Here is a 16,280-nt window from a genome sequence, read left to right on the forward strand (position 1 = left end):
GATGTCATCTCGAACGTAATGGGCCGACATCATTCGCAACACCGATGAGCCCGTCCAGCGTGACAGCCTCACAATCCCGTTATGGACCTAGGCTACCGCACTGCAGCGCGCCGCACCTGCTCCGCCCCCTGCTATGCGGCCTCGGCGTGGCGCCCATCGAATGCCGCCTGTGCCGCCTGCATGGCCGGCCGATGGGCAACGGCCCAGTCGCGCAGGGCATCCAGCGGCCCCGCGAGAGAATGGCCGAGTTCGGTCAGTTCGTAATCGACCCGGGGCGGTGTCGTGGGCGTCACGGTGCGCAGGACCAGCCCGTCGCGTTCCAGACCCCGCAGCGTCAACGTCAGCATCCGTTGCGAAATGCTCGGCACGAGACGACGGATTTCGTTGAAGCGACGCGATCCGCCACGCAGAAGCGTGACCACGAGCACGCTCCACTTGTCGCCGATGCGCGAAAGCGTTGCCTCGACGGCCTGACAGGGCCCGCTGTCGCGATCGGGAAGTGCGCAGTTCATGTCCATGCCAATTCCTTCTCCATGCCGGTTCCTTCCATGTGCCTTTGTATGGACGATGTGCCTTCTTGCGCGACACCCCGGTCCGTCATTTATCCATCCCTGGTTACCAATCGGAACCACATGGAGACCTTATCATGAAGTTGCTGCACGTCGATTCAAGCATCCTGGGCGACAATTCCACGAGCCGCGTCCTGTCCCACGAGATCGTGGCCCAGTTTCGCGCACGCCATACCGGCATTGACGTTGTCACGCGCGATCTCGCGACCCACCCGATCCCGCATCTCGCAACGCTTCCGCCCGATCATGAAGATGCGCTCGAGGAGTTCCTTGCAGCCGACATCGTCGTGATCGGCGCGCCGATGTACAATTTCAGCATCCCGAGCCAGCTCAAGGCCTGGATCGATCGCATTCTCGTCGCAGGCCGGACGTTCGCGTATTCCTCCGAAGGGGCGAAGGGCCTCGCCGGCGGCAAGCGCGTCATCCTCGCGCTGTCACGCGGCGGACTGTATGGCCCGGGCACCCCGGCGCACGCCTTCGAGCATCAGGAGAGCCTGCTGCGCTCGCTCTTCACTTTCGTCGGTGTCGAGCAGATCGATTCCGTGACGGCCGAGGGGATCGCCATGGGCCCGGACGCGCGGGAAAGCGCCCTCGAGACTGCCCGCGCCCAGATCGCGGCGCTGTAAGGGTCGGTCCGCATCTCGTGCGCCCCATGCCGCGTTGACGTACGGCATGGGGAACCCCCTCCCGACCGCAGACGCAAAGACACAGCACGCCATGAAGACACCCTTTCGCACGCTGGCCGCGACCCTGGCCCTCGCGACCCTGCCGGCCACAGGTTTCGCCCAGACCGCGGCATCGTCCGATCCGAAGGCCGCGCAGTCCGGCCACTACACGATCGAGCCCACACATACGCAGGTCGTCTTCACGATTTCGCATCTGGGCTTCACGCCCTACACGGGGATCTTCTCGCAGGCCTCGGGCACGCTCGCGCTCGACAAGACCGACCCAGCCCATGACAAGCTCGCGGTCAGTATTCCCATCGCGTCCGTGATGACCACGAGCACGACCCTAAACAAGGAACTGACCGGTCCGGATTGGTTCGATGCCGGTCGCTACGCGGCAGCGACGTTCGTGTCCACGAAGGTGACGCCGACAGGACCTTCGACGGCCCGGATCGACGGGACGCTGACACTGCACGGCGTCCGCCGGCCGGTGACACTTGCAGCACATTTCATGGGCGCCGGCATCAACCCGATCGACCAGCATGAAACGATCGGCTTCGATGCCACAACGACCGTCAGGCGCAGCGATTTCGGCATCACGAAATATCTGCCCGTGCTGGGCGACGGCGTGACGCTGAGCATTGCGGGCGCATTCGAGAAATACTGAGGCCCCGACATCGTTGCGATTCATGATCCGTCATGGTGACGCAACGATGGCATGCAACGTTTCGACGCACGGCGCGTAATCGTTCCGCTCACTGGCATGGGACGATGCGGAAACGATGCGCGACACCTCTGGGCGACGCCGGCTTTTCTGTGGCCGGCTCGCACTCCTCGGCGCGATGGCGCTGTCGGTCACGGCCCCTGCCGCGCATGCCCAGATAACCGTTCCCGACAAGAATGCCCCGGCCGACACTCACAGCGCACGAACGGCGAGAAAACCTGCCCGCGCTGCTGATGACGCGGTCATGGATCTCTTCAAATCCACGGCCAAGGCCGGAGAACAGGACGAGGCAGTCCAGAGCGCCGAACAATCGGCATGGCTGACGCGTCCGTTGCAGCCGTCCACGTTCGTCGTTCCCGGGTCGAGCGCGTATCAGACGGCACATCTCCTCGGACAATGGGGCGGCCTGCTGCCATTGCTCGAGCGCAACGGCATCCATCCATTCGTCAATTACCTGATGGAAGCGGCCGGAAATCCGAGCGGCGGCAAGGTGCAGACCGGCGCCTATGCGCATCAGGTCACGCTGGCCGCCGATATCGACTGGTTCCAGATCGCGCATGTCGCGGGGCTGGTCACACATATCGAAGTGGTCAACCGCGAAGGCAACAATCTCTCCAGCGCCATGGGCAATTTGTTCGACGTGCAGGAAATCTGGGGCGGCGGCGGCGATGTCGCGCGCCTCGTGTATTTCACGATGGAACAGAACCTGTTTGCCGGCCGGGTCAACATCATGGCCGGACGCATGCTCGCAGGCACCGATTTCGCGGCTTCCGACCTGTACTGCAATTTCCAGAATCTCGGCCTGTGCCCCAACCCGGAATCGCTGTTCCTGAACAGCCGGACCAGCAACGGCGGCTTCCAGATCTTCCCCTACAGCGCCTGGGGCGGACGGATCCGCGTGCGCCCCACCCGTCTCGTCTACGTTCAGGGCGGCGCCTATGAGGAACAGAACTCGACCCTGATCGGCGCCAGTGGCTGGGACTGGAGCACGCATCAGTCGACCGGCGTCCTGTTTCCCTTCGAGATCGGCTTCACGCCGGGTGCGGGGGCCCATGGTCTGCCGGGTCATTACAAGATCGGCGGCATGTTCGATACGGCGTCCCACCCGGACATGCTGTATCAGAACGAGATGCTGGCTGGCGTGAACCCGATTGCGGTGCCGAAAATGCACCGTGGCCAGACGCAGATCTATGCGTTGGCCGACCAGATGGTCCATCGCTTCGGCCCCGGGGACACGTCCGGACTCGTCGTGCTGGGCGGTTATGTCTGGTCGGACGCGGCAACCGCCGAAATCACGCGGTTCGGCTTCGCCGGTCTGTCTTCGATCGGCATGATCCCGGGCCGCAAGATGGACCAGGTCAGTTTTCTGGCACTCTACGGCGAGGTCAATCCGCGCATGAAAGCGTCCGATGCGCTGGAGCGCAAAGCGGGCAATACGGCTGTCGCTCCACAGACGAACGAGATCGATTTCGAGGCCGATTATGCGGCCACCGTCCTGCCGGGCACGAAGCTGATGCCCAACGTGCAGTATATCGTCCGCCCCGGCGCGGTCTCGACTTACCACAATGCACTGGTCTTCGGGATGCGCACGAGCGTTCTGTTCTGACGCGGACCGCCTTCTAAAGCGGTTGCCGAAGGCCCTGGACCGTCGTCCTTTCGCGACGCGGGAAAGGAACCGGTCAGCTGTGCCCTGTTGTGCTCGGCCTGCTGAAACGAAGGCCGGACTTTTGATACTTGGCTCAGACGAACTGATCACGCTTCCAGCGTCCGCGGCAGGCCACGCCCTCACGTAAATGCGATTTCATGTCGGATCATGTCCGAAAATCGGGAACCCTCGCCGCCAGTCCTGCGCTCCCCCTGCACGATCTTTTCCTGAAAGCCCGGCCTTTGCGCCGGTCGAATAATTTCCGGCGGTTCAGCCGGGTCAGCGAGGACAGCCGCCCGATGAAACATGACTACGTCAACTCGCTGTCCGCCTTGCGAGGCTGGTTCGTCTGGATGCCTGCCCCGGTCGCATCCCTTCTGGTCCTCGTTATCGCAGCATTGATCGCGCTCGCTTTCAGCCGTCTGATCACCGATGCGATCCCGCGCCTGCCCGGTTTGAAGCGTATTCCGACGGTCTCCCTCGTCGTATCGCGTCTGCGGCCGTGGATCCGGCTGCTGCTGATGATCATCGCGGCCTCGGCGGCCCTTCCGGCGGCAGCCGTCGGCCTGTCACCCGGCACGTATCACGCGATCGGCAAGCTTTTCGGCGTCGCCTTCATCCTGACGGTCGGCTTTGGCCTGATCCGTGCATTCCGGATCGCGACCGACAGCTATCTCCAGCGGATGTCGCGGCGCGACAATGTCGATGACATCACGGTCCGGTCCCACCAGACCCAGATCCGCGTACTGCGCCGCCTGATCGAGATCACAGTAGGCGTCATCACGGTCGGCGCGGCATTGATGACATTCGATACGGTCGAGAAATACGGTGTATCGCTCTTCGCTTCCGCAGGTGCGGCATCCCTCGTCGTCGGCCTGTCGGCACGCCCCGCGCTGACCAACCTACTGGCCGGCATCCAGATCGCGATCACCCAGCCGATCCGCATGGAAGACATGCTGATCATCAACGGCGACTGGGCGTATGTCGAGGAAATCAACGCGACCTATGTCGTGCTGCGGACCTGGGACAAGCGCCGCTATATCGTGCCGATTTCCTACTTCCTCGAGAACCCGTTCCAGAACTGGACACACAGTTCGCCCGCGCTCATCGGCTCGGTCTTCCTGTGGCTCGACTACCAGACGCCCATGGACAGGCTGCGGGCCATCCTCGACGAGGAAATCAAGCATTGCCCCGACTGGGACGGCGAGACGCTGGGCTGTCAGGTCGCCGACAGCAATGCGCAGGTGATTTCCATCCGGATCATTGCAGGCGCTGCTGGCGCGAACCCGATGTGGAATGTCTGCTGCGACATCCGCGAACGCCTGCTGGCCCGTCTCCGGGCCGAGTATCCGGAATGCCTGCCGCGTGGACGCACGGCTCTGGTGCCGGGCGCGCCGGGCGACAGCGTCTGGCCGGACGAACTGATCTCGCCGCCGGTCCAGCGTCCCGGTCGTGGTCCGCAGCCGTCCCAGCCGCAGCCTTTCAGCGCTCCGCAATCTCCCGGCAGCCCGGGTTCTTCCGCAGCGCCGGGCGCCATGGGCAGCCCTGGTGCCCCGATCCCGACGCAGGGACAATAATTCCCCCAAGGCGACTGTCGCGCGGCCTTCGAGTCCGGCGGGCTGCCTCCTTTCAACGGCGCAGCCTCAGGGCTGCGCCGCCTGCCCAATCCAGATTCTGCTTGCGTGGGACACACCGTGGAAGAGACAAGCGCCGGGCCATGTCTCACGCGCCCTCTCCCACTATTCATCTCGAAGGCCATGACCGCACCTGGGTCGCTCAGGCCGTTCACACCATCGAAGCCGATTTCAACCGGTCCGCGGATACGCATCTTCTGCGCGTCCCGTTGCCCGCAGCCCCCGGTGTCTCCCTTTATCTGAAGGACGAGAGCACGCATCCGACCGGAAGCCTCAAGCACCGGCTGGCGCGCTCGCTGTTCCTGTTCGCGCTGTGCAACGGCTGGATCGGGCCGGAGACCACGATCGTCGAATCATCGAGCGGATCGACGGCCGTGTCGGAGGCCTATCTCGCGCGCCTTCTGGGCCTGCGCTTCGTTGCCGTCGTGCCGAAGCACACATCGCCGGAAAAGCTCGACGCCATCCGGTTCCAGGGCGGAACCTGCCACCTGATCGACGACGCCTCCCAGGCCCATGTGGAATCGATCCGCCTCGCCAGCGAGTGCGGCGGCCATTACATGGACCAGTTCACCTACGCCGAGCGCGCGACCGACTGGCGGGGCAACAACTCGATCGCGGAATCGATCTTTCGCCAGATGAAGCTCGAACCGGCGCCGGAGCCGCGCTGGATCGTCTGCGGCGCCGGCACGGGCGGCACGTCCGCCACGATCGGACGCTATGTCCGCTATCGCGGCGGCGCGACGCGGCTGTGTCTGGCCGACCCCGAAGGCTCCGCCTTCCACCGGCATCTCGCCGATCGCACCGTCCTGTGCGTCGGACGATGCGGCAGCGTGATCGAAGGCATCGGCCGTCCTCGCGTCGAGGCCTCGTTCGAGCCCGCCCTGATCGATCGTTGCGAAGTCATCGACGATGCGCGCAGCATCGGCGCCGCCCGCGCACTGTCGCGCTGGATCGGGCGTCCCTGCGGCGGATCGACCGGCACGAACGCCTGGGCCTGCGCACGCCTGATCGGAGAGATGGCGACGGCCGGCGAAACCGGCTCGATCGTCACCCTGCTGTGCGATTCCGGCGAGCGTTATCGCGGCACGTATTTCAACGATGTGTGGATCGCGGATTCGGGCCTCGATGTCGCACGGCACGAAGAGGCGTTCACCGCGTTCCTGCAGCAGGGCGCGTCCGTGGACTAGGCTGCGGCGGCCTCGGAACTCGCTGCCATGCCGCTCTCCCTTCGGACGCTTAGCGTCTATATCTGCACGCTCGCCGTCATGCTGGCGCTCGATGCGGTCTTTCTCGGTCTCGTCGCCATGCCGCATTTCAAGGCGACGCTGGGCGGAATCCTGAACGATCGGCCGAGGCTCGCGCCGGCAATTGCGTTCTACGTGATCTATGCCATGGGGCTCGTGGTCTTTGCGGGCCTGCCTCATGAGGGCCGCTGGTCCGCCATGGCCGCCTATGCCGCCGCGTTCGGCTTCGTGGCCTATGCGACATATGATCTGACGAATTATGCGACGCTGCGCCCCTGGACCGGGTCGCTGGTCGCCATGGACCTGATCTGGGGCACGACCGCCAGCACGCTCGCGACACTGGGCGGCGCGTGGATCGGCGGCTGGCTCAGCCGCGCAGTCGGCGGGTAGTGCGCAGAAGCGGCGGGAGCGGCAGAAACGCCGGGACCGCCGCCTGATACCGACGATAGGCGTCGCCGCGCGATTCCAGCATCGCCTGCTCCAGCGGCGGCACGCCGGACACGAACCGCAGCAGCCAGCCCATCAGGACCGGACCGGAGAGCGCAAGCCATCCCCAGCCACTGCCACCGAGCGCGATCACACAGACCCCGCACCACAGCAGCCATTGCCCGACATAGTTGGGATGGCGGGAGATCGACCACAGACCGACATTACAGACCGGGCCAATCTTCTGCGCCCGAAACCTGCGCATCTGCCGGTCCGCGATCGCCTCAATCGCGATCCCGCTGGCAAACAGCGCAAGGCCGAAAGCATCGCCCGCACCAAATGCGGCAGACGGAACCTGCCCCGCAAGGCCCACGCAGCCAGCCAGAATACCCGCGATCGGCCCCTGCACGATCACGAAGCGGAAGAAACGACGATCGAAATCCGGCCCCCATTCTTTCCGGAAGCGTGCATAGCGCGGATCCTCGCCATCGCTGCGGGCCACGCGGAGCGCGATGTAGCTGCCCAGGCGCAGTGCCCAGAACGACATCAGCAGCGCCATCATCACCTGACGCCACGGCGCCGAATCGACGGATGCTATCGGCCATGTGGCCAGCACCGCGCCACCAAACCCCGTGCCGAACGTCCAGAACACGTCTACCCAACCCGCATTTCCGACGAAACGCTGGATCGCATAGGCGCATGCCATGACGAGGCACAGTGCCAGAAGGACAGTCAGAAAGGGTCCGAGCATCAGATACCTGCCCAGGGCGATGCGGTTCCGATCATCGCACCGATCCTCCGGTTGGAATGTCTTGTGGGGGCGGTAACGCGCGGACTCAGGGAAAGACGGCAGCCGTTACAGACAGATTGCCGCGATCCTGTGCAGGATATGCAGATCGGCGATCGGATGCGGCCCCGGCGCCACACCCAAGGTCGGCACGATCGGCTCGAATACGACGCGATCGGCATCGATCCCTTGCACGATTGCCGCGCGCGGCAATGTGCTTGCCCCTGCAGTCGCGCGCAGCAGGACACGATCGCCCGGCCGGATCGCAGCCGTCGGGACGACAACGAGCACGGCACCCGCCCGCGCCGCCGGCTGCAGGGATGCATCGTCCATGTGAACGGCATACGCCTGCGGTCCTGCCGAAAAGGGGCTGGGCCATTCTTCCCAGGCCTTGCCGGCGGGAAGACCCGCACGATCGAAGAGATCGGTGCGCCCGAGATCGGACCACGCGATGGCGCGCAAAGGGCGCGGCGCGGAGCCCGACGATGACGAAGATGCCGCCGACGGTTCGGCGCGCCGCTCGACGACATGAGCGAAGCGCTCGAGCGACACGTCGAGCGCACCGAGCGCCCGCACCAGGCTTTCCGTGCCGGGCCAGCGCCTGCGTCCGTCGGTCGCTTGGCGCTTCGACGGATTGAACGCGGTCGGATCCAGACCGGCCGCCCGGGCCAGGGCCGATGCACTCAGTCCCCGCTCTGCCGCCAGCATGTCGAGCGCGCGCCAGATGTCGGCGTGTCCGATGATACCGGGACGATCCGGTCCCCCGGTCATCCGGCCAGCGCCGCGGCGACCGCCTCGGCCGCACGAATCCCGTCGATCCCGGCCGACAGGATGCCGCCGGCATAGCCCGCGCCCTCGCCTGCCGGGAACAGGCCAGCCACGTTGAGGCTCTGCCCGTCCCGCCCCCGCGGCAGCCGGATGGGCGAAGACGTGCGCGTCTCGACGCCGGTCATAACCGCATCCTCCATCGCAAACCCGTCGATCTTGCGGGCAAAGCGCGGCAGGGCCTCGCGCATCGCCTCCACAGCGAAATCCGGCAGGCAGGTTGCAAGGTCGGTCGGGGTGACGCCGGGCTTGTAGGACGGCACCACCGCGCCGAGATGCGTCGATGCAACACCTGCGAGAAAGTCACCGACGCGCTGGGCCGGAGCGCGATAGTCGCTGCCGCCGGCCACGAATGCCGCGCGCTCGAGACGGCGCTGCAACGCGACCCCGCCCAGAACGTCTTCCGGGAAATCGCGCTCCGGCATGACCTCGACCACGATGCCGGCATTGGCATTGCGCTCCGCCCGGGAATACTGGCTCATCCCGTTGGTCACGACCTGGCCCACCTCCGATGTCGCGGCGACCACCGTGCCGCCCGGACACATGCAGAACGAATAGACCCCGCGCCCGTTGCTCGCGTGATGCACGAGCTTGTAGTCGGCCGCCCCCAGCAGATGATGGCCGGCCTGCGGCCCGAAACGGGCGGCATCGATCACCGACTGCGGATGTTCGATCCGCACGCCGACGGAAAACGGCTTGGCCTGCATGGCGACACCCGCCTCGCGCAGCATCGCGAAGGTATCGCGTGCGCTGTGACCGACCGCCAGCACGACCGGCGCTCCCTCCGGCACGCTGCCATCCGACAGGGCCACGCCGTGCAGACGCCCGTTCTCGATGAGAAGCCGTTCCACCCGCGTTTCGAAGCGATACTCGCCCCCCAGGCGCTCGATCTGCGCCCGGATGTGCTCGACCATCTGCACGAGGCGGAACGTGCCGATATGCGGCTTGGAGACGAACAGGATTTCCTCCGGCGCCCCGGCCCGGACGAACTCCTCCAGCACCTTGCGTCCCAGACGGCGCGGGTCGCTCACCCCGCTCCACAGCTTGCCGTCCGAGAACGTCCCGGCCCCGCCCTCGCCGAACTGGACATTGCTCTCGGGCGTCAGTTCCGAGCGGCGCCAGAGGGCGAACGTGTCCACCGTGCGCGGACGCACGGGCTTGCCCCGCTCGATCACGATCGGCCTGAGGCCCATCTGGGCGAGCACGAGGGCTGCCATGATCCCGCAAGGTCCCGCCCCGACGACGACCGGGCGCGGCGTCTCCTGCGGCCAGGGCCCTGCATGGGGCGGAACATATCCGGTGTCCGGTGTCGGTCCGACATGGGCATTGCCCGCATGTGCGGCCAGCACCCCGGCCTCGTCCACCACGTCGCAATCCAGGCTGTAGACCAGCACGATCGCGCCGCGCTTGCGCGCGTCGTAGCCGCGCCGGGCGATTGTCACGCCGCGCAGCCGGTCGGGATCGATTGCCAGACGCGCGCAGACGGCCTCCTGCAAGGCCTCGGGCGGATGATCGAGGGGAAGCCTGAGTTCTGTGACGCGGATCATGATGCGTGGAAGGCGCATGCTCCGCCGAAAGTCAAGATTTCTGACAGCAGGCGCAAAGCTGCGGCCCTGCGAAACTGCTCGTCAGGCGCAGGACCTGTCCGCGCGAGGAAGCCTGTCGACCACATCCGTTCCTTGCGTGGCCCGGGAGGTCGCTTCGGACCAACCAAACATGATTATGGCGTTGGATCCGGCCATAATTGCGGCGTCGAGGATGTCACCCAGTCAGGGAGCGGAACTTCGCATACTCCGGTTGGCTATCGAACAGGAACAGCATGTAATAGTCGAGATAGTGCCGTTTGTTGCGGGCGACCTTCGTATAGAAAGGATAGACGTCCAGCGGGCCGACATATCCTTCGGGATATGGATCGGACGCGAGAAGGCAGCGGGCGCGAAACAGCGGCGCATACACAGCGCCATCCTCGTTGCTCCGCTTTCTGACGTGCCAGAGATTCCTGCGAAAATCCTTCAGTCGATCGGGAATAACGAAGACGATCGTCTTTTCGATGAAGGGTCTCGTGAGCTCTTTCGGCCTCAGGTAACGAACATCGTCAGGCATGTCGCAGCAATAGAGATGATCCTGAACGATCACGCTGTAGTCTCCTGCACATGGGCTTCGCAGGGCGTTCTATCTCTATCCCGATCATGAGCCGCAACCCCATGGGCGCTCCCGAGGCCTGAGCTGCCCGGTGGCGGAAATCCAAAGTCCATCAGCTCCCGCAGGCTGATCCCTCCTCAACCCGATGCAAATGCGGGCGAGATGCCGTGCGCCTCTACGCTTGAACGATACGGCGCAGACATTCGATCGGGCCTTCAGCAAACGCGCACCAATCGCTGCGCTACCCAACCCGCGGGCAAGTGCTAAGCCCGGACGGGCCGGCTATGCGCCGATCGGGCTTGCCAGTTCGACAAGGAAACCATCGGCGTCGCGCACATAGGCAACCATCTGCCCCCACGGCTTGGTCTGCGGCAGCGCGACCGGCTCGGCGCCGGCTGCAATCGCCATGTCGAACGCGCGGGCGACGTCGTCGGTCGTCAGCGTGATTTCGATGCCCGGCGGCGCGCGGTCAGGCCGGACGGCGACAAAATCCGCGCCCATGCTCTCCCGCGCGAGCACTTCGCTGGCAAAGGCGATGGCCGCCTCGCCGGCTGCGAGTTCCGCATAAGCCCCGCTCTCGTGCACGAACCGCGGCGGCAGGCCGAACGCGCGGCCATAGAAGGCGACACTCTGCGCCACGTCGGGCACATAGAGAATGACGTGCGACAGGCGCATGGGCGTGGATCTCCTGAACGGGGCGGCCGTCATAACCTAACCGAAACGGCCTTCGTTCGCTAGATGTTCCGAAATCGCGGCACGTCTTCATTGGACGTGGCCGACCCCCTCGCGTATCAAGACGGCCTGTCGGATCCCGGAACCATGGCGCACACTCATCCTTCCCCGGGGCCTGCCTCTCTGGAGCAGACCCCGCACGAGCATTCTCACGGACATGACCATGAGCATGGCCACGCGGACCATGATCATGCGGATCATGACCATGACAGTGATGATTCCGGGCATGACCACGGGCATGATCATGGGCACGGCCATCATCACCACGGCCCCGGTCATGTGCATGCGCCCGCGAATTTCGGCGCGGCGTTCGCCATCGGGATCTCCCTGAACGTCGCCTATGTGATCGCGGAAGCCATCTGGGGCGTCCTGGCCCACGCCATGGCCCTGCTGGCCGACGCCGGCCACAATCTGTCGGATATTCTCGGCCTGCTGGCCGCCTGGGTGGCGCAGCATCTGGCACGCCGCGCGCCTTCGGCACGCTTCACCTACGGACTGCGCCGGTCGACCATTCTTTCGGCCCTTGGCAACGCAACCGTCCTGCTCATCGTCACCGGCGGCGTGATCTGGGAATCCATGCTGCGCCTGTGGCATCCCGAGCCCGTCGCTGGGCGCGTCGTGATGATCGTGGCGGCCGTCGGCATCCTGGTGAACGGCGGCACCGCGCTCCTCTTCGCCCGGGGCAGCAAGGGCGATCTCAACCTGCGCGGCGTGTTCACCCACATGGCCGCCGACGCGCTCATGGCGCTCGGCGTCGTCGTGACGGGGTTCGTGATCATGCTGACGGGCTGGCGCGTGCTGGATCCTATCGTCAGTCTCGTCGTCTCGGGCATCGTGATCGTCTCGACCTGGTCGCTGCTGCGGGGAAGTCTGGATCTGGCGCTCGATGCGGTTCCGCCGGGCCTAGACGAGCCGACGGTCGCCGCCGCCCTGCGCGGGCTGGATGGCGTCGTCGACCTTCACGACCTTCACATCTGGCCGATGAGCACGACCGAAACCGCCCTGACGGCGCACCTCGTTCATGATCCCCTGCTCGCGTCGAACGCGCTCGATGCCCTCCTGCGTACGGCGTCGTCCATGCTGCGCGCCCGCTTCGGCATCGTGCACGTGACGCTGCAGCTCGAAATGGCACCGTGCGAAAGCATCTGCGCCCTGCATGCCGGTCCTTCGCCCGCATGAATCGGGACGGTCGAACTGCCATTGCCTGGGCTTCGCTTGCCGTCAGCATCGCGGCGCTTGGACTGAAATATGCCGCATGGGCGGTGAGCGGCTCGCGCGCGCTGTATTCGGACGCGCTCGAGACGGTCATCAACGTCGTGGCAGCACTCGGCGCGCTGTGGGCACTGCAGATCGCCGCAGCCCCGCCCGACGAGAACCATCCCTACGGCCATGACAAGGCCGAATATCTGTCGGCCGTGGCTGAGGGCGTGCTCGTCATCCTGACGGCGCTCGGCATCTTCATGGTCGCGTGGAAGGCCTGGTTGCATCCGGCGGCCCATCTCGAGCCGTGGCGCGGCCTTGCGATCAATCTGGCCGCCGGCGTCCTGAACCTGCTGTGGGCGCTCAACCTCAAACGCGCGTCGCGGATCCGTCGCTCGCCGGCCCTGCTCGCCTCCAGCCAGCACATTATGTCCGACGTCTGGACGACGGCCGGACTGGTGCTGGGCGTCGTGCTGATCCCGCTGACGGGCCTCGTGCAGATCGATGCGATCCTGTCGGCCCTGATCGGGCTCAACGTGCTGCGCAACGGCTTTCAGATGATGCAGCATTCGATCGCGGGCCTGATGGACGAGGCGCCCGACAGCCAGACGCTCCAGCAGATCCGCGACGTGATCGCCCGCAACGCGACCGGCGCGCTGGAAGCCCACGATTTGCGCGCGCGCACCGTCGGCCGCACGAGCTTCATCGAATTCCATCTGGTCGTGCCGGGGCGCATGACGGTCGACAATGCGCACGAGATCTGCGATCGCGTGGAAAACGCGCTGCGCGCGCAGGTCGGCCGGGCCCTGATCCACATTCATATCGAGCCCGAGGAGAAGGCCAAACATCACGGGGTCGTCGTGCTCTAGGGTCCCGGCCTGCCGGTTCTCCCCTGTTACACTCCTTGTCCGTTGGTCGGCCGCCGATACACTCTCGCCCAATTGCCGCCCGATGCCATCCGCTATGGTGACCCGGATGGAAGCGAGGACATGATGGACACGCAGGCCATGACTGCCGTCGATCGGTTCGGACTGGGACGCCGGGGCACCGAGCCGCTGCCCGACGATCCGCAGGGCTGGCTACGCGACCAACTGACCGGCCCGGATCGCATCATTTTTCCCACTACACTAGGGACCAGTGCCGACGGCCTGCGAGCACTCCATGCGCAACGCATGCAGAAGCTGCCCGGCAATCCGCTGGTCAAACCGCTTCTGGATGCCGAGGCAAGTGCGCAGCTCGGGGCATTGCTTGCGACCGATCAGCCGTTTCGCGAGCGTCTGGTCTGGTTCTGGGCCAACCATTTCACCGTCAGTATCAGACAGGGCGGAACGCAGGCTGTCGTCGGTCCCTATATCCGCGAAGCGATCCGCCCCCATGTGACGGGCCGGTTTGCGGACATGCTGCTCGCCGTGATGCGGCATCCGGCGATGCTTCTCTATCTGGACAATGCCGGGTCGGTGGGTCCGAACAGCCCGGCCGGCCTTCGCAGCCATCGCGGCCTGAACGAGAATCTCGCACGCGAATGTCTCGAACTTCACACCGTATCTCCCGCGGCGGGCTACGCGCAGGCTGATGTCACGTCGTTCGCCGCGATCCTGACCGGCTGGAGCGTGGACATGAATGCCACCGAGCCGGGCTTCGTCTTCCGGCCGCGGGCGCATGAGCCCGGCCCGAAGACACTCATGGGACGAACCTTTCCCGAAGGCGAGGATGGCGGTGTGCAGGCGCTCGCCTTCCTCGGCACGCATCCTGCGACCTATCGCCATATCGCGACCCAGTTGGCCGTGCATTTCGTCTCCGATACGCCGCCGCCCTCGGTCGTTGCCGCGCTGGCGACCGCACTCGTCCGCAGCGACGGCGATCTGGGCGCGGTCTCCAGAGCCCTCGTGACCCAACGCGCGGCGTGGATGCCGCGCACCAAGTTCCGGACCCCGTGGGACTACACAGTCGCCGCCCTGCGCGCGCTCGATCTCGGCGCCCGTTCATCAGAAGATGCGGCGCCGCCCGACCCGGATCACACGCCCGGTCACCTTCTACGCGCCGCCATGGCATTTCTCGGGCAACCGGTCTGGACTGCGCCGCTGCCGAACGGATGGAGCGACCGCGCCGCCGACTGGGCCCAGCCCGCCGATATCATGGCGCGCACCGACTGGGCCTACCGGCTCAGCGCGCATGCCACGAACGTGGACCCGGTGGCCATTGCCGAAGCCGTGCTCGGCGCTGCCGCGCCGTCGCGCACGATGACCGCGATCCATCACGCAGGCAGCCGTCAGGACGGATTGACGATCCTGTTTTCCTCCCCCGAATTCCAGAGGCGCTGATGGTTTCGATCCGACGCAGAACCGCCCTCCTGGGCCTGTCCTCGGCATGGATGCTGGGTCGCAGCTCGCTGGCTCTTGGCGCTCCGGCCCCGACGCCTCACGAGGCGCGCTTCGTCGTGGTCATCCTGCGCGGCGCGCTGGACGGCATGGCGGCGGTCACGCCGTATGGCGACGGCGCATTGTCGCAATGGCGTTCAGGATTGCTGCTGCCCGAGCCGGGCCGCGACGGCGGTCTTCTGGATCTGGGGGGATATTTCGGGCTGCACCCCGCCCTGACACGTCTGCACGGATTTTATGGCGAGGGCACGGCCCTGCCGGTCCATGCGGTCGCGGGGCATTATCGCAGCCGGTCCCATTTCGAGGCGCAGGATTACATGGAAAGCGGCGCGGACCAGCGGCTGACGAGCGGCTGGCTCAACCGCGTCGTCGCGGCCCTGCCCGCGCGCCATACCGGCCCCGACGGCAACGGGCTCGCGCTCGGCCTCGCCGTGCCGCTGCTGATGCGCGGGCCCGCGACCGTGGGCGCCTATGCGCCGGAGTCCGGACGCCGTCCCGACCCGGCACTTTATGGCGAAATCACAGCCCTCAATGCCCATGACCCGCTGACAGGCATGGCATGGCGCGAAGGCCTGCGCGCGCGCGGCTTCTCGGACGACGCGCTGGGTGTTGCCGGGGATGCCACACCGGGTCGGATGCCGTCCGGTCCGGCACCGAAGCCCTCCGGGTTCCAGGTTCTGGCGGGTGCCTGCGGTTCCTTGCTCGCACGCCCCGATGGACCACGGATCGCAGCCCTCGAAGCCGGAGGGTGGGACACGCATGCAGGCCAGAAGGGTCGTCTGCCCGGCCCCCTGACACAGCTCGATCGCGGCCTCGGCGCCCTTCGTGACGGCTTGGGCCCGGCCTGGTCGCGCACAGTCGTTCTGGTCATGACGGAGTTCGGTCGCACCGTGCGGATGAACGGAACGGGCGGGACCGACCATGGCACGGGAACAGTGGCGTTCCTGCTCGGCGGCGCCGTGGTCGGCGGACGCATCGGCGGCACATGGCCGGGCCTTGCCGCCGCCCAACTGTTCGAGAACCGGGATCTGGCGCCCACGACCGACCTCCGGGCCATCGCCATGGGCATTCTGCACGATCATCTCGGCCTGTCGCGCGCAGCCCTGGGCCAGGTTTTCCCAGGCAGCGGCGGCCTCGCGCCCGCCTCCGGCCTCGTGCATGCCTGATCGCCGCGCGAAGATTTTGTATCACACAGCGTTGCAGGAATGTCGCGCACGATCCGGGATTGCACGGGGAAGTGCATTCGGTAGCCTGCTGTCATTGACCCGAAGCATCGGTTGGCGCGTAAACGAAGGGTAACCTGCCCGTA

Annotated in this window: 16 protein-coding genes; 10 read left to right on the forward strand and 6 right to left on the reverse strand. The window is 65.9% G+C overall.

Features of this window, described 5'->3' with window-relative positions; translation table 11 throughout:
- Window positions 1–131 precede the first annotated feature (131 nt).
- Entirely contained in the window at window positions 132–518 is a 387-nt protein-coding gene (locus B8446_RS00375; protein ID WP_048846060.1) for a winged helix-turn-helix transcriptional regulator, read from the reverse strand.
- A gap of 128 nt (window positions 519–646) precedes the next feature.
- Between B8446_RS00375 and B8446_RS00380 the strand changes: the two genes are divergently transcribed.
- The 6 genes from B8446_RS00380 (at window position 647) to B8446_RS00405 (ending at window position 6,871) form a co-directional block, all read left to right on the forward strand.
- The gene (locus tag B8446_RS00380) at window positions 647–1,195 is read left to right on the forward strand and encodes an FMN-dependent NADH-azoreductase (protein ID WP_048846062.1); all 549 of its coding nucleotides are present in this window, start codon (window positions 647–649) and stop codon (window positions 1,193–1,195) included.
- Window positions 1,196–1,286: 91 nt separating this feature from the next.
- Window positions 1,287–1,901 carry a YceI family protein gene (locus tag B8446_RS00385; RefSeq protein ID WP_048846064.1) on the forward strand — a complete coding sequence of 205 codons (615 nt, stop codon included), beginning with the start codon at window positions 1,287–1,289 and terminating at the stop codon, window positions 1,899–1,901.
- Between the two features lie 115 nt (window positions 1,902–2,016).
- On the forward strand, window positions 2,017–3,564 hold the full coding sequence (locus B8446_RS00390; RefSeq protein WP_048846066.1) for a carbohydrate porin: 1,548 nt from the start codon (window positions 2,017–2,019) through the stop codon (window positions 3,562–3,564).
- A gap of 338 nt (window positions 3,565–3,902) precedes the next feature.
- Window positions 3,903–5,180, forward strand: coding sequence for a mechanosensitive ion channel family protein (locus B8446_RS00395; protein ID WP_048846067.1), 1,278 nt, complete (start codon window positions 3,903–3,905; stop codon window positions 5,178–5,180).
- A gap of 140 nt (window positions 5,181–5,320) precedes the next feature.
- Window positions 5,321–6,424: a PLP-dependent cysteine synthase family protein gene (locus B8446_RS00400; RefSeq protein WP_048846069.1), complete on the forward strand. Its 1,104-nt coding sequence runs from the start codon at window positions 5,321–5,323 to the stop codon at window positions 6,422–6,424.
- Between the two features lie 27 nt (window positions 6,425–6,451).
- The gene (locus B8446_RS00405; RefSeq protein WP_048846071.1) at window positions 6,452–6,871 is read left to right on the forward strand and encodes a DUF2177 family protein; all 420 of its coding nucleotides are present in this window, start codon (window positions 6,452–6,454) and stop codon (window positions 6,869–6,871) included.
- Here B8446_RS00405 and B8446_RS00410 read toward each other — a convergent pair.
- The 5 genes from B8446_RS00410 to B8446_RS00430 all read right to left on the reverse strand — a co-directional run bounded on the left by B8446_RS00410 (window position 6,849) and on the right by B8446_RS00430 (window position 11,336).
- Window positions 6,849–7,658, reverse strand: coding sequence for a DUF1295 domain-containing protein (locus tag B8446_RS00410; protein ID WP_048846073.1), 810 nt, complete (start codon window positions 7,656–7,658; stop codon window positions 6,849–6,851). The two genes, B8446_RS00405 and B8446_RS00410, sit on opposite strands and share 23 nt — an antisense overlap.
- A 105-nt stretch (window positions 7,659–7,763) precedes the next feature.
- On the reverse strand, window positions 7,764–8,465 hold the full coding sequence (locus tag B8446_RS00415) for a helix-turn-helix transcriptional regulator (RefSeq protein ID WP_053053582.1): 702 nt from the start codon (window positions 8,463–8,465) through the stop codon (window positions 7,764–7,766).
- Window positions 8,462–10,066: an NAD(P)/FAD-dependent oxidoreductase gene (locus B8446_RS00420; protein ID WP_048846175.1), complete on the reverse strand. Its 1,605-nt coding sequence runs from the start codon at window positions 10,064–10,066 to the stop codon at window positions 8,462–8,464. Before B8446_RS00420 ends, B8446_RS00415 begins: the two co-directional genes overlap by 4 nt.
- Window positions 10,067–10,280: 214 nt before the next feature.
- A complete protein-coding gene (locus B8446_RS00425; protein WP_199484017.1) occupies window positions 10,281–10,655 on the reverse strand; it encodes a hypothetical protein in 375 nt (124 codons plus the stop codon).
- A gap of 288 nt (window positions 10,656–10,943) precedes the next feature.
- Complete coding sequence (locus B8446_RS00430; RefSeq protein ID WP_048846075.1) at window positions 10,944–11,336, reverse strand: VOC family protein; 393 nt, start codon at window positions 11,334–11,336, stop codon at window positions 10,944–10,946.
- A 144-nt stretch (window positions 11,337–11,480) separates the two neighbouring features.
- Here B8446_RS00430 and B8446_RS00435 point away from each other — a divergent pair, with 144 nt between their 5' ends.
- From B8446_RS00435 to B8446_RS00450, 4 genes are all read left to right on the forward strand, one after another.
- Window positions 11,481–12,572 carry a cation diffusion facilitator family transporter gene (locus B8446_RS00435; protein WP_048846179.1) on the forward strand — a complete coding sequence of 364 codons (1,092 nt, stop codon included), beginning with the start codon at window positions 11,481–11,483 and terminating at the stop codon, window positions 12,570–12,572.
- Entirely contained in the window at window positions 12,569–13,462 is an 894-nt protein-coding gene (locus B8446_RS00440) for a cation diffusion facilitator family transporter (protein ID WP_048846078.1), read from the forward strand. The genes B8446_RS00435 and B8446_RS00440 overlap by 4 nt, the downstream gene beginning before the upstream one ends.
- A 123-nt stretch (window positions 13,463–13,585) precedes the next feature.
- A complete protein-coding gene (locus B8446_RS00445) occupies window positions 13,586–14,914 on the forward strand; it encodes a DUF1800 domain-containing protein (RefSeq protein ID WP_084711942.1) in 1,329 nt (442 codons plus the stop codon).
- A complete protein-coding gene (locus B8446_RS00450; protein ID WP_048846080.1) occupies window positions 14,914–16,137 on the forward strand; it encodes a DUF1501 domain-containing protein in 1,224 nt (407 codons plus the stop codon). Before B8446_RS00445 ends, B8446_RS00450 begins: the two co-directional genes overlap by 1 nt.
- Window positions 16,138–16,280 lie beyond the last annotated feature (143 nt).

The organism is Tanticharoenia sakaeratensis NBRC 103193 (genome assembly GCF_000963885.1).
GTDB lineage: Bacteria > Pseudomonadota > Alphaproteobacteria > Acetobacterales > Acetobacteraceae > Tanticharoenia > Tanticharoenia sakaeratensis.